General features: G+C 71.8%; 19 protein-coding genes. 6 read left to right on the top strand and 13 right to left on the bottom strand.

Annotation, left to right across the window (positions count from 1 at the left end; genetic code table 11):
* Positions 1–5: 5 nt before the first annotated feature.
* The 6 genes from ACF1AL_RS24620 to ACF1AL_RS24595 form a co-directional block, all read right to left on the bottom strand.
* Positions 6–761, bottom strand: coding sequence for an ABC transporter permease (locus ACF1AL_RS24620; protein ID WP_366838440.1), 756 nt, complete (start codon positions 759–761; stop codon positions 6–8).
* Positions 758–1,684, bottom strand: a complete 927-nt coding sequence (locus ACF1AL_RS24615) for an ABC transporter ATP-binding protein (RefSeq protein ID WP_391657269.1) — start codon at positions 1,682–1,684, stop codon at positions 758–760. Before ACF1AL_RS24615 ends, ACF1AL_RS24620 begins: the two co-directional genes overlap by 4 nt.
* A gap of 227 nt (positions 1,685–1,911) precedes the next feature.
* Positions 1,912–4,260 (bottom strand): hypothetical protein, encoded by a 2,349-nt coding sequence (locus ACF1AL_RS24610; protein WP_391827396.1) that lies wholly within the window; start codon positions 4,258–4,260, stop codon positions 1,912–1,914.
* Positions 4,261–4,448: 188 nt separating this feature from the next.
* Complete coding sequence (locus tag ACF1AL_RS24605) at positions 4,449–4,859, bottom strand: DUF6113 family protein (protein WP_384211522.1); 411 nt, start codon at positions 4,857–4,859, stop codon at positions 4,449–4,451.
* A complete protein-coding gene (gene mshB / locus ACF1AL_RS24600) occupies positions 4,859–5,725 on the bottom strand; it encodes an N-acetyl-1-D-myo-inositol-2-amino-2-deoxy-alpha-D-glucopyranoside deacetylase (RefSeq protein WP_391819452.1) in 867 nt (288 codons plus the stop codon). The genes ACF1AL_RS24605 and mshB overlap by 1 nt, the downstream gene beginning before the upstream one ends.
* Positions 5,726–5,772: 47 nt before the next feature.
* Positions 5,773–5,967, bottom strand: coding sequence for a hypothetical protein (locus tag ACF1AL_RS24595; protein WP_363262710.1), 195 nt, complete (start codon positions 5,965–5,967; stop codon positions 5,773–5,775).
* A gap of 156 nt (positions 5,968–6,123) precedes the next feature.
* Here ACF1AL_RS24595 and ACF1AL_RS24590 point away from each other — a divergent pair, with 156 nt between their 5' ends.
* On the top strand, positions 6,124–8,235 hold the full coding sequence (locus ACF1AL_RS24590) for a prolyl oligopeptidase family serine peptidase (RefSeq protein WP_391827394.1): 2,112 nt from the start codon (positions 6,124–6,126) through the stop codon (positions 8,233–8,235).
* A 129-nt stretch (positions 8,236–8,364) separates the two neighbouring features.
* On the opposite strand, the gene ACF1AL_RS24585 is transcribed toward ACF1AL_RS24590, so the two are convergent.
* From ACF1AL_RS24585 to ACF1AL_RS24565, 5 genes are read right to left on the bottom strand one after another with little or no spacing between them, the layout of a single operon-like run.
* On the bottom strand, positions 8,365–9,456 hold the full coding sequence (locus ACF1AL_RS24585; protein WP_391703256.1) for an ABC transporter ATP-binding protein: 1,092 nt from the start codon (positions 9,454–9,456) through the stop codon (positions 8,365–8,367).
* A complete protein-coding gene (locus ACF1AL_RS24580) occupies positions 9,449–10,423 on the bottom strand; it encodes an ABC transporter ATP-binding protein (protein WP_386418401.1) in 975 nt (324 codons plus the stop codon). Before ACF1AL_RS24580 ends, ACF1AL_RS24585 begins: the two co-directional genes overlap by 8 nt.
* Before the next feature lie 6 nt (positions 10,424–10,429).
* Positions 10,430–11,410, bottom strand: a complete 981-nt coding sequence (locus ACF1AL_RS24575; RefSeq protein ID WP_366838450.1) for an ABC transporter permease — start codon at positions 11,408–11,410, stop codon at positions 10,430–10,432.
* Complete coding sequence (locus ACF1AL_RS24570) at positions 11,403–12,326, bottom strand: ABC transporter permease (protein WP_366838451.1); 924 nt, start codon at positions 12,324–12,326, stop codon at positions 11,403–11,405. Before ACF1AL_RS24570 ends, ACF1AL_RS24575 begins: the two co-directional genes overlap by 8 nt.
* A 6-nt stretch (positions 12,327–12,332) precedes the next feature.
* Positions 12,333–13,967 carry an ABC transporter substrate-binding protein gene (locus tag ACF1AL_RS24565; protein WP_366838452.1) on the bottom strand — a complete coding sequence of 545 codons (1,635 nt, stop codon included), beginning with the start codon at positions 13,965–13,967 and terminating at the stop codon, positions 12,333–12,335.
* 531 nt (positions 13,968–14,498) lie between these two features.
* On the opposite strand from ACF1AL_RS24565, the gene ACF1AL_RS24560 reads away from it, so the two are divergent.
* The 5 genes from ACF1AL_RS24560 to ACF1AL_RS24540 are packed head-to-tail and all read left to right on the top strand — an operon-like array spanning position 14,499 to position 20,282.
* The gene (locus ACF1AL_RS24560; protein WP_391703253.1) at positions 14,499–16,349 is read left to right on the top strand and encodes an ABC transporter substrate-binding protein; all 1,851 of its coding nucleotides are present in this window, start codon (positions 14,499–14,501) and stop codon (positions 16,347–16,349) included.
* A gap of 3 nt (positions 16,350–16,352) precedes the next feature.
* On the top strand, positions 16,353–17,387 hold the full coding sequence (locus ACF1AL_RS24555; RefSeq protein WP_391657274.1) for an ABC transporter permease: 1,035 nt from the start codon (positions 16,353–16,355) through the stop codon (positions 17,385–17,387).
* Positions 17,384–18,292, top strand: coding sequence for an ABC transporter permease (locus ACF1AL_RS24550; RefSeq protein ID WP_391827391.1), 909 nt, complete (start codon positions 17,384–17,386; stop codon positions 18,290–18,292). The genes ACF1AL_RS24555 and ACF1AL_RS24550 overlap by 4 nt, the downstream gene beginning before the upstream one ends.
* Positions 18,289–19,293, top strand: coding sequence for an ABC transporter ATP-binding protein (locus ACF1AL_RS24545; RefSeq protein WP_386418393.1), 1,005 nt, complete (start codon positions 18,289–18,291; stop codon positions 19,291–19,293). The genes ACF1AL_RS24550 and ACF1AL_RS24545 overlap by 4 nt, the downstream gene beginning before the upstream one ends.
* Positions 19,290–20,282 (top strand): ABC transporter ATP-binding protein, encoded by a 993-nt coding sequence (locus tag ACF1AL_RS24540; RefSeq protein WP_386915726.1) that lies wholly within the window; start codon positions 19,290–19,292, stop codon positions 20,280–20,282. The genes ACF1AL_RS24545 and ACF1AL_RS24540 overlap by 4 nt, the downstream gene beginning before the upstream one ends.
* A gap of 147 nt (positions 20,283–20,429) precedes the next feature.
* On the opposite strand, the gene ACF1AL_RS24535 is transcribed toward ACF1AL_RS24540, so the two are convergent.
* Together ACF1AL_RS24535 and ACF1AL_RS24530 are read right to left on the bottom strand one after the other, a co-directional pair.
* The gene (locus tag ACF1AL_RS24535) at positions 20,430–21,578 is read right to left on the bottom strand and encodes an ABC transporter ATP-binding protein (RefSeq protein ID WP_384211495.1); all 1,149 of its coding nucleotides are present in this window, start codon (positions 21,576–21,578) and stop codon (positions 20,430–20,432) included.
* Entirely contained in the window at positions 21,571–22,629 is a 1,059-nt protein-coding gene (locus tag ACF1AL_RS24530; RefSeq protein WP_384211492.1) for an ABC transporter ATP-binding protein, read from the bottom strand. Before ACF1AL_RS24530 ends, ACF1AL_RS24535 begins: the two co-directional genes overlap by 8 nt.
* Positions 22,630–22,640: the final 11 nt, after the last annotated feature.

Genomic DNA, 22,640 nt, shown 5'->3' with positions numbered 1-22,640 from the left:
GGCACTCACGCCTTCAGCGTGTCCTTCCGGTACAGCCACGCCGCTCCGCCCGCGAAGAGGACGAAGTAGACGGCGAGGACGGCGATGTCCTGGGCCTGCGGGGCGTGACTTTGTTCGATGGAGCGCCCCAGGGCAGCGTACGCGTGCGTGGGCAGCCATTCGGCGATGTTCTGCAACCACTGCGGGAACGTCGTGGACGGCATCCACAGGCCGCCCAGCATGGACAGGCCGAAGTAGGTGATCATCGTGATGGGGCGGACCGCGTCACCGCTGGCCAGGTAGCCGATGGCGACCCCGAGCGCGGCGAAGCACAGGCTGCCGGCCCAGATGGCGCCGGTCAGCGCGAGCCACTGCCAGGCGTCCAGGCGTACGTCCTTCACGACCGCCGCGACCACGAACACGATGACGATCGACGGCAGGCTCACCACGGCCGCGCTCGCCGTCTTGGCGAGGACGTAGCCGTGTCCGGGCAGCGCGGTCAGCCGCAGCTGCCGTACCCAGCCGCTCTCGCGCTCCTTGGCGATGCGCTCGCTGTTGCCCATGAGCACGGCCGTCAGGGCGCCGAAGGACGCCATGGAGACCATCATGTACGTCGGGACGGTCAGCCCGCTGCCGTCGATCTTGGTGGTGGCGTCGGCGTTGCCCGCGATGATCAGGAAGAGCAGCGAGGGATAGAGCACCGAGAAGAACAGGAACTTGCGGTTGCGCAGGGCGCGGGTCAGCTCCAGCTGGATCAGGCCTCGTGAAGCGAGCGTGTTCACTGGGTCTTCGCCTCCTCGGCGGCGGTGATGGCGACGAAGGCCTGCTCGAGGCCGAGCCCGGCGACTTCGAGGTTGCGGGGGTAGAGGCCGAGCCCGTACAGGGCGTGCACGGTGGCGTCGGCGTCGGTGGACTGGATGCGCACGGTGGAGCCGGAGACGTCGACCGCCGTCAGGAAGGGCAGCGCGCGCAGGGCGGCCTCGTCGATCGCGCCGTCCAGGTCGAAGGAGATGCGGCGCGCGCCCGCCTTGGCCTTGATCTCGGCGGCGGTGCCGTCGGCCAGCAGCCGGCCGCGGTGCAGGACGAGCACCCGGTCGGCGATGGCGTCGGCCTCCTCCAGGTAGTGGGTGGCGAACAGGACGGTGCGGCCCTGGTCGGCCTGGTCGCGCATGGTGGCCCAGAACGCCTGCCGGGTGGTGACGTCCATGCCGGTGGTCGGCTCGTCCAGGACGATCAGATCGCTGTCGCCGGCGGTGGCGAGGGCGAAGCGCACGCGCTGGGCCTGGCCGCCGGAGAGCTTGTTGACCTTGCGGTCGGCGATGTTCGCGACGCCCGCGCGGGTGAGCACGTCGGTGACCCGGTAGGGCCGCGGGTGCAGGGAGCAGGCGAGCCGCACCAGTTCGGCGACGGTGACCTCGTCCATCAGGCCGCCGCTCTGCAGCATCGCGCCGACCTTCCCGGCGACGATGGCCTCGCGCGGGCCGGTGCCGAAGACGCGGACCGTGCCGGAGTCGGGGTGCTTGAGGCCGAGCAGCAGGTCGAGCGTGGTCGACTTGCCGGCGCCGTTGGGGCCGAGCAGGGCCACGGTCTCGCCCGGGTGCAGCGCGAGCGACAGCCCGTCCACCGCCCGCACGTCCCCGTAGGCCTTGCTCACCTGGTCGAAACCCACCACCGGTGTCCCGGTGGCCGTCGCTGTCGTGGTCATGGACTCATCGTCGCCGCCCGGGCGGTGCGTCCGGCAGTGTCGGCCGTCCACGGTGCCGGATGACAGATGTCATGCGCGGCGGATGACGGGCGCGCGGTGGCCCGGCACGTACGACCGCGGAGCCCGGCACCCAAGACCGCGTGGCGCGGGGTCCACGACCGCGTGCCCGCCGGTCCACGACGAAGGGGGCGCCCGGCGGTGTGCCGTGCGCCCCCCGTCGTTGGCCGTCAGCTCGGGTCGGTCTCGATGACCGCGACCCGGTTCGAGGTGCTCTTCAGCGCCAGCCGCAGGGCGCCGTAGACGTCCTGGACGGTGACCGGGGTCTTCTGGCCGTTGGCCCGGGCGATCAGCACGCCGTCGAAGGTCTTGCCGTACAGCTCCTTCAGCGCGGCCTCGTCGTAGGAGTCGACGAGCTTGCCGCCCACGGCCTTGACCCGCAGGAACTTCCACAGGGACTTCTGCGGGCTGAAGGCGACCTTGTGCGCCGCGTCGGTCATGACGGTGACCTTGGCGGACATCGCCGGCTCGGCGAACTCCTTCATCATCCGGTCGACCTCGGCGTTGGACACCGTGGGCTGCCGGTTGGTGGTGGGCACCCGCACGGGCGTGGCCGCGCCGGTCTCCACCTGGGTGCGGTACGCCTGCTCCACGGCCTGCTTGGAGCGGTCGACGTCGATGCCCTTGCCGGGCTTGCCGTAGACGGCGACGGCCTTGCCGGACTCGAAGCGGATGGTGCCGTCGGTCATCGCGCCGGAGCCGCCCGCGGCGTTCTGCAGCGCCGCCTGGAGCTTCTCCTCGTCGACGGGCATGACCGGGTCGACCGGGCGCTGCTGCCCGAAGAGCGAGCCGATGACGGAGACCGGGTTGTAGTCGCTGCGCGCGGCGGCGGCGACCGTGGCGTCCTCGTCGAAGTGCAGGCCGGCCTGGTCGGGCTTGAGGGCGACCGTGGAGCCGTCGACGGACAGCTTCAGCGGCTGGTTCACCCGGCCGCCGAGCACCGCGTCGAGCTTCTTGACGGCCTCGTCGCGGGTGCCGCCGCCGATGTCGACGCCGAGCACGGTGGTGCCCTTGGGCACGTCGGAGTGGTTCATGAGCAGCCCGGCGCCGTAGACACCGGCGGCCAGGACGACCACGCCGCCGAGGAGCAGCGGGAGCTTGCGGCGGCCCTTCTTCTTCGGCGGGCGGGACGCGGGCACGTTCTGCGCGACCGGCTCGGGCAGCTTGGGCGGGGTGTGCGCGGCCGGGCCGTCGGGGCCCGCGCCGAACGGGCCGGTGCCGCGGTCGCCGGGCGGCACCACGGGGATGCCGCTGGTGACGGTGTGCCCGGAGACGTTGTCGTGGCCGTGCCCGCCGTAGCCGCCGCCGGGCGGTTCGGGGGCGGGCTTCTGCGGGGTGAGGATCGCGGTGTCGTCGCTCAGGCCCGCGCCGGGGGTGGTGCCGGGCGCCCAGGTGCCGGGCACGCCGGGCGGGGTGCCGCCGGGGCCGGGGCCGGCCGCGCCGGGGACCGGCGGCAGCACGGGGCCGTCGCCGGTGACCGGGCCGCCGGTCGGGCCGGAGGGACCCTGCGGGCCGCGGCCGCCGGGCGCGCCGGGGCCGTTCGGGCCGTCGAAGCCGGTGCTGCCGCCCGGGCCGCCGGGACGACCCGGACCGCCGGGGCCGCCGGGTGCTCCGGGGCCGGCGGGGCCGCCCGGGGTGTCGAAGTCGTGGCGGTCGTCGCCGGGCTCGGAGAAGTACGGCAGGTCGTCGCGGGTGGGCGCGTCGGCGTCGGAGGACCGCGCCGAGCCGCCGAGCGGGCCCGCGGCGAGCGCCTCGGTGACGTCGAAGGAGCCGGTGCCGCCGCCGTGGCCGGGCGCGACCGGGCCGCCGGTGGCGCCGGGCAGACCGGAGCCGTTGGTGCCGCCGGGGCGGCTGGAGCCGTTCGCGCCGGGGCGGCCGGAGCCGTTCGCGCCGCCGGGCCGGGAGCCGCCCGGCACGCTCATCGAGCCGACCACGCCGCCGGGCCGTCCGGAGCCGGGGCGGGCGGCGCCCTGCGCGCCGTTCGCACCCGGAGCGCCGGAAGCGCCGGAAGCGCCGGGGACACCGGACGCACCGGCGGCGGAACCACCCGAAGTGCCCGGAACGCCGGAAGCGCCCGAACCGCCGCTCCCGTTCGCCCCGTTGCCGGCCGCCGCGGCCTGGCCGCCCTTGGGCGCCGCGGACTTGCGGGGGGCGAACCAGTCGCTGGTCGGCCTCTCCTCCGTCTGCGGCGCGCTCTCGGCGGGCGCCTCGGCGGCGGGGGCGGACGCGGCGGCACCGCCGGAGACCGGCTCGGCGCCCTCGGTCTCGGCGGCGTCGCCGTCACCGACGGGCTTGCGCACGACGACGGGCGGAATCGGCCGGGATCCGGGGATGTTGATCCGGATCCGGGTCGTCAGCGTCGTCTCGGTCTTCTTCTCCTCCGGCTGCGTGCCCGCACGGCGCGCGTCCGTACCGTCGCCGGAAGCCGTCGGGGTTCCGTACGGCGGAGTCCCCGAGGGGTAGGCGGCTCCGCCGCGCCCCTTGGGCCCGGAGGACGGAGTGTCAGTTTCACGACTCAAGGCAGGTTCTCCCGGTTGGCTCCGCCGCCCGCGTCATCGTCCTTCGCTGGGGGTCCCCCCGGCTCCGAAGAGCTTGAGGGGGGCTCGGCGGCGCGCACCACCATACTGGCCACTTCTGACCCGTATCCCACGACCGCTGGGGAAACCCACACCCAACTCCCACGAGCGCGCCGTGGCGAAGTGGTACGTCACTTGCCAAGTCGGGCGGAGTCCGCGCCCGGTTGCCGCCCCACACCGATGGTGGCGCAGATCACAGCCACGGCCATGCCGCCGAGCAGGAAGAGATACGAGCCGCCGCCGGCGCTGAAGAGGAAGTCCCCCTCGGGCCGGTTGGCCGTGAGGAAGATGACGGTGACCATCCAGCCGGCGACGGGTGCGACCGCGCCGCCCCGGCTGCGCGCCGCGCGGGCCCCGCCGAGGAAGAGCCCGGCCGCGCCGGCCAGCGCCAGCAGCAGTCCGCCCGGGAACCAGCCGCCCTGCACCAGCGCCCCGGCGACGGCGACGACCGCGCCGAGCACGAACAGGCCCAGGTAGCCGGCGACCCGCTTGGCGGACGGCGGCCGCAGGGGCTGCGCGAGCAGGGAACCGCGCTGCTCCATCACGCCTCCTCGAGGGCGAGACCGGCGAACAGGTCGCTCTCGCGGGCGTCCGCGGGCTCCCCCTGCACCAACTCGTAGTACTCGGTGGTGAACAGCGGCTGCGCCAGCTCGTTGGAGAGCACGAAGTACGGCCGGCCGGGGGCGACCTCGATCTGGGTGGCGTGCGCGGCCATCGCGGCGGCCTTGGCGGCACCGTACGCGCTGCCGTCGACGGCGGCGGTCACCCGCTCGTCGGCGACGACACCGGGTACGTCGTCGACCGTGGCCGTCTTGGTGAAGGGCAGGTCGGGCAGCTCCTGCTGGAGGCGGGCGAAGGCCTCGTCGGCGACCGTGCGCGGCACCCGGTTCCAGTAGATCCTGGGGATGCGCCAGCCGGCGTCGGCGGCGAGTTCGGCGGCGCGCATGGCGACGCGGTGCGCCTGGATGTGGTCGGGGTGGCCGTAGCCGCCGTGGTCGTCGTAGGTGACGAGGACCTGGGGGCGTACCTCCAGGATGACCTGGACGAGGTGTCCGGCGGCCTCGTCGACGTCGGCCTGCCAGAAGCAGCCGGGGTCGTCGTTGTCGGACAGGCCCATCATCCCGGAGTCGGCGTAGCGTCCGGCGCCGCCGAGCAGGCGGTGGTCGTCGACGCCGAGGGCGCGCATCGCGGCGGCCAGCTCGCCCAGCCGGTGCTGCCCGAGCGCGGCGCCGGCCAGGTGCCGCAGCGCGGGCGGGATGACCTCGCCGCGCTCCCCGAGGGTGCAGGTCACGAGCGTGACCCGGGCACCCTCGGCGGCGTACTTGGCCATGGTGGCGCCGTTGTTGATCGACTCGTCGTCCGGGTGCGCGTGCACCAGGAGCAGACGTCGGGTGGGCAGTGCGGTCATGAGCCCACCCTAAAGGGGACGCGGCCGGGGGTCCGGGACCGCGGTGCTCAGAACTTGATGCTGCCGATCATTCCCGCGATGTTCGAGGTCAGGTCGCTGATGGTCGGCGCGACCGTGGACGACGCGAGATAGAAGCCGAGGAGCATGCAGACGATCGCGTGCCCCGCTTTGAGTCCCGACTTCTTGACCAGCAGGAAGACGATGATCGCCAGCAGCACCACCGCCGAAATCGAGAGTGCCACGGCGGTTCACCTCCAAACAGAGCAGGGCACCTTGTAAATCCATGCAATCGCCGACAGGTTCATACCCACGCAGCGTTAGTGATCATAGCTTTACGTACTCGCGCATCGCTCGGCGCACGGGCGCACAAGGGGGCTCATGGCCAATATGGTCGGGGCATGACGAGCGAGCCTGACTCCTTCCCCCGGCGGCATGCCCGCACCCAGCGATTCACTCTCGGCGCGCCGCGTGCGTTCACGGTCGCGCCGGACGGTTCCCGTGTCGTGTTCCTGCGGTCGGCCTCGGGCACGGACCGCGCGGGCGCGCTGCGGGTCCTCGATCCGGCCGACGGCACCGAGCGCGTGGCGGCCGACCCGTACGCCCTGCTCGGCGGGGCCTCGGAGAATCTGTCGCCCGAGGAGCGGGCGCGCCGCGAACGCAGCCGGGAGGGCGGTGCCGGCGTCGTCGGCTACGCCACCGACGGGACCGTGGAACTGGCCTCCTTCACCTTGTCGGGGCGGCTCTTCACCGCCGAGCTGCGGGCCGGCACGGCGCGTGAACTGCGCGTTCCGGGGCCGGTGATCGACCCGCGGCCCTCCCCCGACGGCCGGCACGTCGCCTACGTCGCGCAGGGCGCCCTGCGGGTGGTCGGCGCGGAGGGCGAGGGGGACCGGGCGCTGGCGGAGCCGGAGTCCGAGGGGGTGACGTGGGGGCTGGCGGAGTTCGTGGCCGCCGAGGAGATGGCGCGCAGCCGCGGTTTCTGGTGGTCGCCGCTGTCGGACCGGCTGCTGGTGGCGCGCGTGGACGACACGCCGGTGGGCCGCTGGTGGATCGCCGACCCCGCGCATCCGGAACGTGAGCCACATCATGTCGGCTATCCGGCGGCGGGGACCGCGAACGCCGAGGTGCGGCTGTTCGTGATCGGTCTCGACGGGGTGCGCACGGAGGTCTCCTGGGATCGTGCGCGCTACCCGTATCTGGCGCGAGTGCACTGGTCAGCGGCGGGTGCGCCGCTGCTGCTGGTGCAGGCGCGCGATCAGCGCAGCCAGCTGTACCTGGCGGTCGACCCGGACACCGGCGCCACCCGGATGGTGCACGCGGACGAGGACCCGATTTGGCTGGAACTTTTCGCCGGGGTGCCGTGCTGGTCGCCCTCCGGACAGCTGGTCCGCATCGCGGACGAGGGCGGGGCGCGGGTCCTCGCGGTCGGTGAACGGCCGCTGACCGGGCCGCAGTTGCATGTGCGGGCGGTGCTGGACGTGACGGCCGAGGACGTGCTGGTCGCGGCGTCGGCGGGCGAGGAGGCCCAGGCGCCGGAGACGGGCGAGGTGCACGTGTACCGGGTGAACGAGCTCGGTGTGGAGCGCGTCTCCCAGGAGCCCGGCGTGCACTCGGCGGTGCGGGCCGGGGGCGTGACCGTGCTGGTGTCGGCGACGCTGGAGCGGCCGGGTGCGCGGGTGCGGGTGCTGCGGGACGGCAAGGAGACGGCGACGATCGCGTCGTATGCGGAAGATCCCGGTTTGTCCCCGCGCGTGACGCTCACCGAGGGGGGCGCACGACGGATCCCGTGCGCCGTGCTTATGCCAACGGACTACCCCGGTGACACCCCCCTGCCGGTGCTCCTCGACCCCTATGGTGGCCCGCACGGTCAGCGGGTCGCGGCCGCGCACAACGCCCATCTGACCTCGCAGTGGTTCGCCGACCAGGGCTTCGCGGTCGTCGTCGCCGACGGGCGCGGCACGCCGGGCCGCTCACCGGCCTGGGAGAAGGCCGTCCACCGCGACTTCACCCTCACCCTGGACGACCAGATCGAGGCGCTCCAGGACCTCGCGCGGCGCTACCCGCTGGACCTCTCCCGGGTCGCCGTCCGCGGCTGGTCCTACGGCGGTTACCTCGCCGCCCTCGCCGTGCTGCGCCGCCCGGACGTCTTCCACGCCGGCATCGCGGGCGCCCCGGTCACCGACTGGCGGCTGTACGACACCCACTACACCGAGCGCTACCTCGGCGACCCGCACGCGGACCCGGCGACGTACGCCCACAACTCCCTGGTGGACGACGCCGGCCTGGTCTCCCCCGCCGAGCCGCACCGCCCGCTGATGGTGATCCACGGCCTCGCCGACGACAACGTCGTGGTCGCCCACTCGCTGCGCCTGTCCTCGGCGCTGCTGGCCGCGGGCCGCCCGCACGAGGTCCTGCCCCTGTCCGGGGTGACCCACATGACCCCGCAGGAACAGGTCGCGGAGAACCTGCTGCTGCTCCAGGTGGACTTCCTGCGCCGGGCCCTCGCATAGCCGCCCAAAGGTCCGCGAACCGCGTTAACAATCCGGCAACTCGGGCGACGCGGCACCGAGATACGGACGCGGGAGACTGATCAGCGTACGGCCGTGCGGGTGCCGTGAACGGGCCGGGGTGCAGCCATGTCACCCCGGCCCGTTGCCCTGCTGCGGCGGGCGCACCTCGGTCGGCACCGAGGGCGGCCGGCCGGGCCGGTCCTCCGCCGGGACCACGAGTTTCTGCTCGGCGAAGTGGCAGGCCGACGGGTGGGCGGCGGGGCCCGCGGGGAGCTGGGGCGGCACCACCAGCAGGGGCACCTCCTGGGCGCATCGGTCGCGGGCCTTGAAGCAGCGGGTGCGGAAACGGCAGCCGGAGGGGATGTTCGTCGGCGAGGGGACGTCCCCGGCGAGGATGATCCGCTCACGGTGCTCGCGGGCCTCGGGGTCGGGGACCGGGACCGCGGAGAGCAGCGCCTGGGTGTAGGGGTGCGTGGGGTGGTCGTAGATCTCGGTGTCGGTGCCGATCTCCACGATCCGGCCCAGGTACATCACGCCGACCCGGTCCGAGATGTGCCGGACGATCGACAAGTCGTGCGCGATGAAGACGTAGGACAGGTCGAACTCGCTCTGCAGACGGTCCATCAGGTTGATGACCTGGGCCTGCACCGAGACGTCCAGCGCGGAGACCGGCTCGTCGGCGACGATCACCTCCGGGCGCAGCGCGAGGCCGCGGGCGATGCCGATGCGCTGGCGCTGGCCGCCGGAGAACTGGTGCGGATAGCGGTTGATGTACTCCGGGTTCAGCCCGACGACGTCCAGCAGCTCCTGCACCCTGCGGCGCCGGTCGCCCTTGGGCGCGACCTCCGGGTGGATCTCGTACGGCTCGCCGATGATGTCGCCGACCGTCATGCGCGGGTTGAGCGAGGTGTAGGGGTCCTGGAAGACCATCTGGATGTTGCGGCGGACCGCCTTCAGGGCCCGGCCGGACAGCTTGGTGACGTCCTCGCCCTTGTAGCGGATGGAGCCCGCCGTCGGCCGCTCCAGGTTGACCAGCATCTTGGCGACCGTGGACTTGCCGCAGCCGGACTCGCCGACGATGCCGAGGGTCTCGCCCCGGGCGAGGGTGAAGTCGACGCCGTCGACGGCCTTCACCGCGCCGACCTGCCTCTTGAACAGGATGCCCTGGGTGAGCGGGTAGTGCTTGACCAGCCCGCTCACCTCGAGGATCGGCTCAGCCATGCAGGCACTCCCTCCAGAAGTGGCAGGCGCTGCCCCGCTGTTCGGACACCTCGTACAGCGGCGGCACGTCCGTGCGGCACACGTCGCGGGCCATCGGGCAGCGCGGGTGGAAGGCGCAGCCGGGCGGGATGTTCATGAGGTTGGGCGGCAGGCCCTTGATGGCGTACAGCTCGCGGCCCTTGTGGTCCAGCCGCGGGATGGAGTCCAGCAGGCCGCGGGTGTAGGGGTGGGCCGGCGCCTTGTAGATGTCGTGCACCGGCGCCGACTCCACGATCCGGCCGGCGTACATCACCGCGATGCGGTCCGCGACGTCGGCGACCACGCCGAGGTCGTGGGTGATGAGGATCAGGCCCATGTGGTACTCGCGCTGGAGTTCCGCGAGCAGGTCCATGACCTGGGCCTGGACGGTGACGTCGAGGGCGGTGGTCGGCTCGTCGGCGATGATGAGCGCCGGTTCCAGGGCCAGCGCCATGGCGATCATGATGCGCTGGCGCATGCCGCCGGAGAACTGGTGCGGATACTGGCGCACCCGCTCCCGGGCGGCCGGGATGCGCACCCGTTCCATCAGCTCGACGGCCCGGGCGCGGGCGTCCTTGCGGGACATGCCCCGGTGGACGACGAACATCTCGCCGAGCTGGTCGCCGACGGTCATCACCGGGTTCAGCGACGACAGGGCGTCCTGGAAGATCATCGCCATCCCGGCGCCGCGGATCCTGCGCCGTTCGTCCTCCTTGAGCTTCAGCAGGTCCTTGCCCTGGAAGAGGATCTCGCCGCCGGTGATCCGGCCCGGCGGCATGTCGAGGATGCCCATGACGGCCTGCGCGGTCACCGACTTGCCGGAGCCGGACTCGCCGAGCACGGCGAGGGTCTCCCCCGCGTCCACCCGGTAGGTGACCCCGTTGACGGCCTTGGCGACCCCGTCCCGTGTGGCGAACTCCACGTGCAGGTCGCGCACTTCGAGCAGCACGGCCATTCACCTCAGCTTCGGGTCGAGGGCGTCGCGGACCGCGTCGCCGAGCATGATGAAGGCCAGAACCGTGACCGCGAGGGCGCCCGAGGGCCACAGCAGGGCGTGCGGGGCGTTGCGGATGTAGGGCGCGGCGGCGGAGATGTCGATGCCCCAGGACACGCTGGGCGGTTTCAGTCCGACGCCGAGGAAGGACAAGGTGGCCTCCAGGGCGATGTACGTGCCGAGCGCGATGGTCGCGACGACGATGACCGGGGCGACCGCGTTGGGCGCGATGTGCCGCAGCAGGATGCGGGAGCTGGAGGCGCCGAGGGCGCGGGCGGCCTGCACGTAGTCGTTGTGCTTGGCGGTGATGACCGAGCCGCGGGCGATGCGGGAGATCTGCGGCCAGCCGAGCAGCACGATGAAGCCGACGACCGGCCAGACCGTGTTGCTGGTGACCACCGACAGCAGCACCAGGCCGCCGAGGACGACGGGGATGGCGAAGAAGATGTCGGTGATCCGGGACAGGAACCCGTCCCAGCCGCTGCCGAAGTACCCGGCGAGCCCGCCGAGCACGCTGCCGAGCAGTGCGACGCCGAGCGTGGCGCACACACCGACCGTCACCGACGTCCGGGCGCCGTACACGGTGCGGGTGTACACGTCGCAGCCCTGGCCGTCGTAGCCGAAGGGGTGTCCCGGGGAGGAGCCCTGCTGGGCCTTGGACAGGTCGCAGGTGAGGGGGGAGCCGGAGGCGATGGCCGACGGCCACAGGGAGATGAAGACCAGGAAGAGGATGACGACGGCGGAGATCAGGAACACCGGGTTGCGGCGCAGGTCGCGCCAGGCGTCGGACCACAGGCTGCGGGGCTTGGCCTGCGGGCCGGTGCCCTCGGGGCCGCCCGGGGTGCGTTCCAGCGTGGTGGCCTCGCTGGCCCCGAGGTCCATGGCGCCGCCCATGCCGGTGCCGGCGATGGCGCCCTCGGGCTCGTACGGCTGGTCAGGCATAGCGGATCCTCGGGTCGAGTACGGCGTAGAGCAGGTCGACGATGAGGTTGGCGATCAGGAAGACCAGGACGAGGACGGTCACGAAGCCCACCACGGTCTGGGTGTTCTGCCGCAGGATGCCCTGGTAGAGCTGGTAGCCGACGCCGTGGATGTTGAAGATGCGCTCGGTGACGATCGCGCCGCCCATCAGGGCGCCGATGTCGGCGCCGATGAAGGTGACGACGGGGATGAGGGAGTTGCGCAGCAGGTGCCGGACGACGACCCGGCGCCGGGGCAGGCCCTTGGCGACGGCGGTGCGCACGTAGTCGGAGCGGCGGTTCTCCGCGATGGAGGTGCGGGTGAGCCGGGTGACGTAGGCGAGGGACACCGAGGCCAGCACCAGGCCGGGCAGGATCAGCTCGTCGAAGGGGGCCTCCGGTGACACCGAGGGGCTGACCCAGCCCCATTTCACGCCGAGCAGCAGTTGCAGCAGCAGGCCGGTGACGAAGGTGGGCACGGAGATCACCACGAGGGTGCTCAGCAGCACCCCGGTGTCGACGGGCCGGCCGCGGCGCAGCCCGGTGACGACACCGAGGGTGATGCCGATGACGATCTCGAAGAGGATCGCCACGATGGTCAGCCGGATGGTGACCGGGAACGCCGAGCCCATCAGCTCGGTGACCTTCTGGCCGTTGAACGCCGTACCGAAGTCGCCGGTGAAGACGTTCCCCATGTAGGTCAGGTACTGCTGCCACACCGGCTTGTCGAGGCCGAACTCCTTCTCCAGCTGGGCGGCGGTGGCCGGGTCGCACTGCCGCTCGCCGCACAGGCCCGCGATGGGGTCGCCCATCACGTTCACCATCAGGAAGATCAGCAGCGTCGCCCCGATGAACACCGGGATCATCTGGAGCAGTCGCCGGACGACATAGCGTCCCATCGCGGCTCAGCCCACCTTGATCTCGTTGTAGACCGGCACGCTGAAGGGGTTGAGCTTCACGTTGGAGAGGCGGTCGGACCAGCCGGCGCTGCCGTTCTGGTACCACAGCGGGATCGCCGCCATGTTGTCCCGCACGACCCCTTCGGCCTGCTGGAAGAGGCCGACGGCCTTGGCGGTGTCGGACTCGGCGTTGGCCTGGTTGACGAGGGAGTCGAACTGCTTGTTCGACCAGTGGCCGTCGTTGGAGGAGGCGTTGGTGTAGTACAGCGGCTGCAGGAAGTTCTGGATGAGCGGGTAGTCCATCTGCCAGCCGGCGCGGAAGGGGCCGCTCATCTTCTTCTGGGTGATCTGGTTGCGGAAGTCGGCGAAGGTGCCGACCGGGTTGCCGACGCACGCCTTGGTGTTGCCGAGCGCGTTGTTGATGGAGTTGCACACCGCGTCGACCCACTGCTTGTGCGAGCCGGTGTCGGCGTTGTAGGCGATCTTCACCTGGCCGCCGGGCAGGCCGCCGCCCTCCTGGACGAGCTTCTTGGCCTGGGCCGCGTCGTACTGGCAGTACTGCCCGCACAGGCCCGACTGGTAGCCGCCGGCCGTGCCGAGGACCGGGGAGGTCCAGTCGGTGGCGGGGGTGCGGGTCTTCTGGAAGATCGTGTCGGTGATCTGCTGCCGGTTGATGGCCATGGACAGGCCCTTGCGGACCTTGTCGGAGTTCGGCTTGTTCCAGGCCGGGTCGTAGAAGGGGAAGGCGAGGGTCTGGATGATGCCGGCGGGGGTGTTGAGGTAGCGGCCATTGAGGTCGCTCTTGACGTTCTTCAGCTGGGCGGCCGGGACGTCGTCGACCAGGTCGAGGTTGCCGGCGATCAGGTCGGTGTAGGCGGTGTTGTTGTCGGTGTAGACCTTCAGGTCCACACCGCCGTTCTGCGCCTTGTCGCTGCCCGGGTAGGCGTCCCAGGCGCGCAGGGACATCTGGGAGCCCTTGGCGTAGGACTGCACGGTGTACGGGCCGTTGCCGACGGGCTTCTTGATCCAGCCGGCGTGGTCGGTGAAGAACGCCTGCGGCAGCGGGGCGAAGGCCGGGTAGCCGAGGGTGTCGGGGAACGTGGAGAACTTCTGGCTGAGCTTGACGGTGAAGGTCTGGTCGTTGACGACCTTCAGTCCGGACAGGGTGGTGGCGGTCTGGGTGCCGGTGTCCGGGTGGACCTTGTCGTAGCCCTCGATGTAGCCGAAGAAGTAGGCGTTCTTCTGATTGTTCTTCAGGCTCGCGCCGTAGTTCCAGGCGTCCACGAAGGACTTCGCGGTGACCTTCTCGCCGTTGGAGAAGGTCCAGCCGGGCTTGATGGTGATCGTGAAGTTCTGGGAGTCGGTGGTCTGGATCGACTGGGCGAGCATGTCCTCCGCCTTGCCGTTCTGCGGGTTGTACCGCTTCAGGCCGCGGAAGATCATGTCGAGGACCTTGCCGCCCTGCACCTCGTTGGTGTTGGCGGGCTCCAGCGGGTTCTGCGGGTCGCCCCAGGACGCGCTGAGGACGCCGCCGCCGTTGCCACCGCCGCTGCCGCTGTCTCCCCCGCCCCCGCAGGCCGTCGCCGCGAGGACTACCGCCGCCGCGCAGGCGGCCCAGGTGGCGTGCGTGGCTCCGCGCATGGAGTGCCTCCCGTCCCTGCGCCCCCGCCGGGCGGCGCGGTGCCGCCGGCGCCGGGACGCTGATCGTTACGGCCACTATCCGGCTGAATGCCACATACCTCACATTCACGCCATCCGTCCGGGTCACCGCTCCCCCATCCGGCGGCATGGCGACGGCGTCCGGGACCACGACGGCGGTGTCCGGCCGGGTCGCCGGGCGTTTGCCGGGAGTTCGCCCGAGGAACCGTCAGGGCGTCACCTGGGGCGCTTCAGTGGACTGGACCAATGGGGTGCGCCGGAGGCTTTCCCACCCCTGTTTTCGCAGGCAGCAAGGGGTTTGACGGACCGTTGACGCGCGCAGACAGCCACTGATAGACACAGCCGTCCCGAGTGATCAGCCACCGAGGGCGGGCCGTCCCCGCACGGCCGGCCACCGGCGGCCACCACCGCACCCGAGTGATCCAGCCACGACACCGCACAGCCGAGCAGAGCGAGCAGCACCGTTCGGGCACAGCCGTCTTTCGAACGAGCGACGACGCGAGGTCACGTTCCATGAAGTCACACGATCAGCACGGACCGGTAAGAGCGCGCCCCACCACCCGCCTCGCCGTCGCGGCCGGGACCGCCGCGCTGGCCCTGACCGCCGCCCTCGCCACCCCGCTCGCCCCCGCGCCCGCCCAGGCAGCGGCGGCGGACGGCGGCCCGAAGGTGCTCACCGTCGCGGTCGCGCAGAGCGTCGACTCGCTCAGCCCGTTCCTGGCGACCCGCCTGGTCTCCACGAGCATCAACCGGCTGATGTACGAGTACCTCACCGACTACGACCCCGGCGACGCGCACGCGATCCCGGGCCTGGCCACCCGGTGGCAGCCGTCGGCCGACAAGCTGACCTGGACCTACACCATCCGCTCCGACGCCACCTGGTCCGACGGGCAGAAGGTCACCGCCGAGGACGCGGCCTGGACCTTCACCAAGATGATGACGGACGAGTCCGCCGCCACCGCCAACGGCAGCTTCGTCACCAACTTCCGCAAGGTGACCGCCCCGAGCCCCACCCAGCTGGTCATCGAGCTGAAGAAGCCGCAGGCAACCATGACCGCGCTGGACGTGCCGATCGTGCCCAAGCACGTCTGGGAGAAGGTCGGCGACTTCTCCAAGTTCAACAACGACAAGACGTTCCCCGTCGTCGGCGACGGGCCGTACGTCCTCACCGACTACAAGGCCGACAGCTACGTCCGGCTCAAGGCCAACCAGAAGTTCTGGCGCGGCGCCCCCAAGTTCGACGAGCTGGTCTTCAAGTACTACAAGGACGGTGACGCCGCCGTCGCCGCCCTGCAGAAGGGCGAGGTGTCCTTCGTCGGCAACCTCACCCCCGCCCAGGCCGCCGCCCTGAAGAACCAGCAGAACATCAAGGTCAACGACGCGCCCGGCCGCCGCTTCTACGCCCTCGCCGTCAACCCCGGCGCCCGCGCCAAGGACGGCACCCGCTTCGGCGACGGCCACCCCTCGCTGCTGGACCAGCGGGTGCGGCAGGCGCTGTTCCTCGCCGTCGACCGCAAGACCCTCGTCGACCGGGTCTTCCAGGGCCATGCCGTCGAGGGCGCCGGCTACATCCCGCCCCGCTTCTCCACCTACTTCTTCAGGCCCTCCGGGGCTCAGGAACTGGCCTACGACCCGGCGAAGGCCGCAGCGCTCCTCGACCAGGCCGGCTACCGGAAGAACGGCTCCGGGCAGCGCGTCGGCAAGGACGGCAAGCCGCTCACCTACCGGCTGCTGTGCCACGCCACCGACCCCAACGACAAGGCCGTCGGCCAGTACCTGAAGGAGTGGTGGGGCAAGCTCGGCATCGGCGTGCGCCTGGACTGCCTGGACAACGTCAGCGACCCCTGGCTCGCCGGCACCTACGACCTCGCCTTCGACGGCTGGTCGGTCAACCCGGACCCGGACTTCGTGCTGTCCATCCACACCTGCGCGGCCCTGCCGTCCGATCCGAAGAAGACCGGCGCGACGGACAACTTCATCTGCGACAAGCAGTTCGACGACCTGTACGCCCGCCAGCTCGCCGAGTACGACCCCGCCAAGCGGGCGGACCTGGTGCAGCAGATGGAGTCGCGGCTGTACGACACCGGGTACATGAACGTCATGGCGTACCCCAACGCGCTGGAGGCCTACCGCACCGACCAGATCGCCTCGATCGAGACGATGCCGAAGGCGGCGGGCAACATCTACGGCCAGGACGGCTACTGGAGCTGGTGGTCGGCGACCCCCGCCGCCTCCGACGGCTCCTCGGACTCGGGCAGCTCCACCGGCGTGGTCATCGGCATCGTCGCGGGCGTCGTCGTCCTCGCGGGCGCGGCCGGCTTCCTCGCCCTGCGCCGCCGCTCCACCGCCGAGGACCGCGAGTAGCCCATGACCGCCACCACCCTCGCCACCGCCGGCGAGCGCACCCGGCGCCGCCCGTCGCCGGTCCCGTACCTGCGCTACGGGGCCGGCAAGCTGGGCGGCGCCGCCGTCTCCCTGCTGGCCGTGCTCGTCACCGGCTTCTTCCTGTTCCGGCTGATCCCCGGCGACCCGGTGCGCACGATGACCGGCGGCCGCCCCGTCTCGGCGGAACAACTGGCCGCCTACCGGCGCGAGTTCGGGCTCGACCTGCCGCTGTGGCAGCAGTTCACCGACTACTGCGGCAAGGCGCTCACCGGCGACCTCGGCACCTCCTACCAGTTCCGCACCCCCGTCCTCGACAAGATCACCGAGGCGCTGCCGAACACCCTGCTCCTCACCGGCACCGGGTTCGTGGTCTACACCCTGCTCGGCGTCTTCCTCGGCACCCGCGCGGCCTGGCGGCGCGGCAGCCTCTCCGACCGCGTGCACACCGGCCTGGCGCTCACCCTGTACTCGGTGCCGTCGTTCTGGCTGGGCCTGCTGCTCATCATCGTGCTGTCGGTCGGCGTCGGCCCGCTCCCCGGGCTCTTCCCGACCGGCGGCATGGAGTCCGGCGGCAAGGAGGGCTTCGCCTACGTCCTCGACGTCGCCCACCATCTGATCCTGCCGGTGCTCACCCTGGTCGCCGTCGAGTACGGCCAGACCCTGCTGGTGACCCGCTCGGCGCTGCTGGACGAGATGGGCAGCGACTACCTGACGACCGCCCGCGCCAAGGGGCTGCGCGACGACCTGGTGCGGCGCCGGCACGCGGTGCCCAACGCACTGTTGCCGACCGTCACCCTCGTCTTCATCAACCTCGGCCGGACCGTCGCCGGGGTGATCCTCGTCGAGACCGTCTTCTCCTGGCCCGGCCTGGGCGGACTGTTCTACCAGGCGCTCAGCGTGCCCGACCTGCCGCTGGTGCAGGGCCTGTTCCTCTTCTTCGCCGCGGCGGTGATCCTCATGAACACCCTGGCCGACCTCGTCTATCCCCTGCTCGACCCGAGGGTGGGGCGGGCATGAGCACGACCGCGACCCCCACCGTGGCGGGCCTGGCCTGGCAGCGCCGCCGCCGCGCCGCCGCCCGGTTCTGGGCGCAGTACCGCACCCACCGGGCGGGCCTCGCGGGGCTGGTGGCGCTCGTGCTGCTCGCCCTGCTCGCGCTGACCGCGCCGTGGACGGTCGGCTCCGACGTGGCGAGCGTGACCGGCGCCCCGGGGCGGCCGCTGCAGAGCCCGAGCGGGGAGTTCTGGCTGGGCACCGACCGCTTCGGCCGCGACCTGCTGGGCCTGCTGGTCTGGGGCTCCCGGGTCTCCCTGCTGGTGGGCCTGCTCGCGGCGGTGCTGTCGGTGACGATCGGCGCGGTCGTCGGCATCACCGCCGGGCACTTCAAGGGCGCGTACGCGACCGTGCTGATGCGGATCACCGACTGGTTCCTGGTCATGCCGACGCTGGTGCTGGCCATCGCGCTGGCCACGGTCATGTCCCGCTCGCTCGGCACGGTCGTGCTGGCGATCGGCGTGACCACCTGGCCGACGACCGCACGGCTGGTGCGGGCGCAGACCCTCGCCGTGGAGTCACGGCCGTACATCGAACGCGCCAAGGCGCTCGGCGGCGGGCACGGGCACATCATGACCCGGCACGTGCTGCCGAACGTGATGCCGCTGGTGCTGGCGCAGACCACCCTGATGATCTCCTCCTCCATCCTCGCCGAGGCCACGCTCGCCTTCCTCGGGCTCGGCGACCCGACCGTGGTGTCCTGGGGCGGCATGCTGCAGGAGGCGCGGGAGGCGGGCGCCGTCAGCTCCGGCGACTGGTGGTACCTCGTGCCGCCCGGCATCGCGATCGCGGGCGTGGCCCTGGCGTTCACGCTGTGCGGGCGGGCAGTCGAGGCCGTCCTCAATCCCAGGCTGGGGGTGACCCGGTGACACTGCTTCAGGTACGGGACCTGTCCGTCACCTACCCGGGCGGAGTGTCCGCCGTACGGGGCGTGGACCTGACGCTGGAGGCCGGGCAGAAGCTCGGCGTCGCGGGCGAGTCGGGCTGCGGCAAGTCCACGCTGGCGCTGGCCCTGCTGCGGCTGCTGCCGGCCGGGACGCGGACCGCCGGCCAGGTCCTGCTGGACGGCGAGGACGTGCTCGGCATGCGCTGGGGCCGGCTGCGGGCGGTGCGCTGGGCCGGGGCGTCGATCGTCTTCCAGGGCGCCATGCACTCGCTGAACCCGGTGCACCGCGTCGGCGACCAGATCGCCGAGCCCCTCGTGCTGCACGGCCGGGCGACGGCCGCCGCCGCCCGCACCCGGGCCGGCGAGCTGCTGGAACAGGTGGGTCTGCCCGCGGCCCGCGCCTCGGCCTTCCCGCACGAACTGTCCGGCGGCCAGCGCCAGCGCGTGATGATCGCCATGGCGCTGGCCTGCTCACCCCGCCTGATCGTCGCGGACGAGCCGACGACCGCGCTGGACGTGATGATCCAGGCACAGATCCTGCGCCTGATCGAGTCGCTGGTCGCCGACCAGGACCTCGGCCTGATCATGATCAGCCACGACCTCGCCGTCCTGGCCGACACCTGCGACCGGCTGGCCGTGATGTACGCCGGACGGGTCGTCGAGGAGGGCCCCGCGTCCGAGGTGTACGAGAACGCCCGGCACCCGTACGCGCGGGCCCTGTCGGCGGCGTTCCCGCGCATCGGCGACCCGGCGTCCCGGTTCGCGCCGGCCGGCCTGCCCGGCGACCCGCCGGACCCGTCCGCCCTCCCCGCCGGCTGCGCCTTCCACGCGCGCTGCCCGGTGGCGCTGCCGGTGTGCGCGGCCGACGACCAGCCCCTGCGGGACGCCGGAGACGGCCGCCGCGCGGCCTGCGTGCACGTCACCGGCGTACCGGACGCGGACGGCGGCGGCCTGCCGTCCGAGAACGCGAGGAGCACCCCATGACCACGCCCCCGCTGCTCAGCGCCCAGGGCCTGCACGTCACCTTCCCCGGCCGGCAGGGGGCCGGCCCCGCCCGCGCGGTCGACGGGGTCGAGCTCGACATCCGCCCCGGCGAGATCGTCGCCCTCGTCGGCGAGTCCGGCTGCGGCAAGTCGACCCTGGCCCGCGCGCTGCTGGGCCTGGTGAAGCCCACCGCGGGCCGGATCACCCACGACGGACGCCCGCTGGACTACTCCGGCCGCGCCCTGCGCGCCTACCGCCGCCGGGTCCAGCTCGTCCTGCAGGACCCCAGCGGCTCCCTCAACCCCCGGCACACGGTGTACGACGCGGTGGCCGAGGGCCTGCGCATCCACGGCCACGCCGGCGACGAACGCGCGGCGGTCGCCGACGCCCTGTCCCGCGCGGGCCTGCGCCCGCCGGAACGCTTCTTCCTGCGCTACCCGCACGAGCTCTCCGGCGGCCAGCGGCAACGGGTCGTCATCGCCGGCGCACTGGTCCTGGAACCGAAGCTGCTGGTCGCCGACGAGCCGGTGGCGTCCCTGGACGCCTCGGTCCGCGGCGAGATCCTGGCCCTGCTGCTGCGCCTGCGCACGGAACTGGGCCTGGCCGCCCTGGTGGTCACCCACGACCTGGGCCTGGCCTGGAACATCGCCGACCGGGTGGCGGTGATGTACCTGGGCCGCATCGTGGAGACGGGCACGGTCGAGGAGGTCCTGACGTCCCCCCGTCACCCCTACACCCAGGCCCTCCTGTCGGTCCTCCCCGAGGCCCCGGGCACCCCGCAGATCCTCACCGGCGAACCGCCGGACCCGTCCCGCATCCCGTCCGGCTGCCGCTTCCACGCCAGATGCCCGGCCCTGGCATCCGGCGAGGCGGAGCGAGCCGGCGTGGCGGAAGCCTGCCGCACAACAGACCCAGGGATCCTGACCCCAGGTACAGAGGCACAGTCAGCCTGCCACTTGTCACGGACGGGAGCGCAGCCGGCGTATTGAGGGGCGCGGGGCTACGTCGATGTGCGGCTGCCGCCGCGCGGGCGTGGCCGGCCACAACGCACCCGCACCCACACCCACACCCGAAAACCGAAGTTCCCGGCGCCCGCGAACAGGGGGCACCGGGAACAACGGCTCAGCCGACGGCGGTCACACCGCGTGGACGACGTCCTTCTCCTCGGCGAAGTGGCAAGCCGACTCGTGCGCCGCAGGCGTGTTCTCGCCCTTGAACCGCTCCGGGATCGCCAGGACCGGCACCTCCTGCGCGCACTTGTCCTGCGCCTTCCAGCACCGCGTACGGAAGCGGCAGCCGGACGGCGGGTTCGCCGGCGAGGGCACGTCACCGGTGAGGATGATGCGCTCGCGGTGGTCGCGCGCGTCCGGGTCCGGGACCGGGACCGCCGACAGCAGCGCCTGGGTGTAGGGGTGCGTCGGGTGGTCGTAGATCTGCTCGTCCGTGCCGATCTCGGCGATCTTGCCGAGGTACATCACGCCCACGCGGTCCGAGATGTGCCGGACGATCGACAGGTCGTGCGCGATGAAGATGTAGGACAGGTTGAACTCGTCCTGCAGACGCTCCATCAGGTTGACGACCTGCGCCTGGACGGACACGTCCAGCGCGGAGACCGGCTCGTCGCAGATGATGATCTCGGGGTTGAGCGCGAGGCCGCGGGCGATGCCGATGCGCTGGCGCTGACCGCCGGAGAACTGGTGCGGGTAGCGGTTGATGTACTCCGGGTTCAGACCGACGACGTCCAGCAGCTCCTGCACCTTGCGGCGCCGGTCGCCCTTCGGGGCCACCTCGGGGTGGATGTCGAAGGGCTCGCCGATGATGTCGCCGACCGTCATACGCGGGTTGAGCGAGGTGTACGGGTCCTGGAACACCATCTGGATGTTGCGGCGGACCGCCTTCATCGCGCGCCCGGACAGCTTGGTGATGTCCTGGCCCTTGTAGAAGATCTCGCCCGCGGTGGCGCGCTCCAGGTTCATCAGGAGCTTGGCGACCGTGGACTTGCCGCAGCCGGACTCGCCCACGATGCCGAGGGTCTCGCCCTGGTACAGGTCGAAGGAGACCCCGTCGACGGCCTTGACCGCGCCGATCTGCTTCTTGAACAGGATGCCCTGGGTCAGCGGGAAGTGCTTCTTCAGGTTGCGCACCTGGAGGATCGGCTCACCGCGCGAGACCGGGGCCTCGATCGCGGCGACCGCCTCCTCCTCGGAGTGGGCGTCGACGACGTCCACCTCGGAGACGTTCGGCGTGGCGTCGGGCTGCTCGTCGTTCTTGCTGAGCTCAGCCATGGAGCGTCTCCTTCCAGAAGTGGCAGGCCGAGGCGCGGCCCGGCAGGTCCGTGCCGTCCTGCTCGGTGACCGGCGCCAGCGGCGGGACCTGCTCGCGGCAGATGTCCTGCGCCTTGGGGCAGCGCGGGTTGAAGGCGCAGCCGGTCGGGATCCGCAGCAGGTTGGGCGGCAGACCCTTGATCGCGTAGAGCTCCTGGCCCTTCTGGTCCAGGCGCGGGATGGAGTCCAGCAGACCCCGCGTGTACGGGTGCGCGGGGCGCTTGTACAGCTCGTGGACCGGGGCGCGCTCCACGATCCGGCCCGCGTACATCACCGCGATCTTGTCCGCGACGTCGGCGACGACGCCGAGGTCGTGGGTGATGAGGATCAGGCCCATGTTGTACTCGCGCTGCAGCTCCGCGAGCAGGTCCATGACCTGCGCCTGGACCGTCACGTCGAGGGCCGTGGTCGGCTCGTCGGCGATGATCAGGTCCGGCTCCAGCGCCAGCGCCATGGCGATCATGATGCGCTGGCGCATACCGCCGGAGAACTGGTGCGGGTAGTCGTTGACGCGGGCCGCCGCGGCCGGGATCTTGACCTTGTCCATCAGCTCGATGGCCTTGGCCTTGGCGTCCTTCTTGGACACGCCCTGGTGGATGCGGAACATCTCACCGAGCTGGTAGCCGACGGTCAGCACCGGGTTCAGCGAGGACAGCGCGTCCTGGAAGATCATCGCGATCCGGCGGCCGCGGATCTGGCGGCGGTCCTCGGCGGACATCTTCAGCATGTCCTGGCCGCGGAAGAGGATCTCGCCCTGGGGGATCTGCGCCGGCGGCATGTCCAGGATGCCCATGATGGCCTGCGCGGTCACCGACTTGCCGGAGCCGGACTCGCCGAGCACGGCGAGGGTCTCGCCCGCGGAGACGCTGTAGTTGACGCCGTTGACGGCCTTGACCACGCCCTCGCGGGTGTGGAACTCGACGTGCAGGTCGCGCACTTCGAGCAGCGGACCGCCGTCGCCGCCCTCGCCACGCGGCGAGGGCACGGAAGTGGTGTCTTCGATGATGGTCACGTACGCCTCCC

The sequence above is a fragment of the Streptomyces sp. NPDC014801 genome (assembly GCF_043082085.1).
Taxonomy (GTDB): Bacteria; Actinomycetota; Actinomycetes; order Streptomycetales; family Streptomycetaceae; genus Streptomyces.
This window is presented reverse-complemented; position numbering and strand designations above follow the sequence as displayed.

Coding starts and splice junctions, on each gene's coding strand:
- ACF1AL_RS24615 (WP_391657269.1), bottom strand. CDS start 1,684: ATGACCACGACAGCGACGGCCACCGGGACACCGGTGGTGGGTTTCGAC.
- mshB (WP_391819452.1), bottom strand. CDS start 5,725: ATGACCGCACTGCCCACCCGACGTCTGCTCCTGGTGCACGCGCACCCG.
- ACF1AL_RS24570 (WP_366838451.1), bottom strand. CDS start 12,326: ATGGGACGCTATGTCGTCCGGCGACTGCTCCAGATGATCCCGGTGTTC.
- ACF1AL_RS24565 (WP_366838452.1), bottom strand. CDS start 13,967: ATGCGCGGAGCCACGCACGCCACCTGGGCCGCCTGCGCGGCGGCGGTA.
- ACF1AL_RS24585 (WP_391703256.1), bottom strand. CDS start 9,456: ATGGCTGAGCCGATCCTCGAGGTGAGCGGGCTGGTCAAGCACTACCCG.
- ACF1AL_RS24540 (WP_386915726.1), top strand. CDS start 19,290: ATGACCACGCCCCCGCTGCTCAGCGCCCAGGGCCTGCACGTCACCTTC.
- ACF1AL_RS24605 (WP_384211522.1), bottom strand. CDS start 4,859: ATGGAGCAGCGCGGTTCCCTGCTCGCGCAGCCCCTGCGGCCGCCGTCC.
- ACF1AL_RS24550 (WP_391827391.1), top strand. CDS start 17,384: ATGAGCACGACCGCGACCCCCACCGTGGCGGGCCTGGCCTGGCAGCGC.
- ACF1AL_RS24555 (WP_391657274.1), top strand. CDS start 16,353: ATGACCGCCACCACCCTCGCCACCGCCGGCGAGCGCACCCGGCGCCGC.
- ACF1AL_RS24535 (WP_384211495.1), bottom strand. CDS start 21,578: ATGGCTGAGCTCAGCAAGAACGACGAGCAGCCCGACGCCACGCCGAAC.
- ACF1AL_RS24590 (WP_391827394.1), top strand. CDS start 6,124: ATGACGAGCGAGCCTGACTCCTTCCCCCGGCGGCATGCCCGCACCCAG.
- ACF1AL_RS24560 (WP_391703253.1), top strand. CDS start 14,499: ATGAAGTCACACGATCAGCACGGACCGGTAAGAGCGCGCCCCACCACC.
- ACF1AL_RS24575 (WP_366838450.1), bottom strand. CDS start 11,410: ATGCCTGACCAGCCGTACGAGCCCGAGGGCGCCATCGCCGGCACCGGC.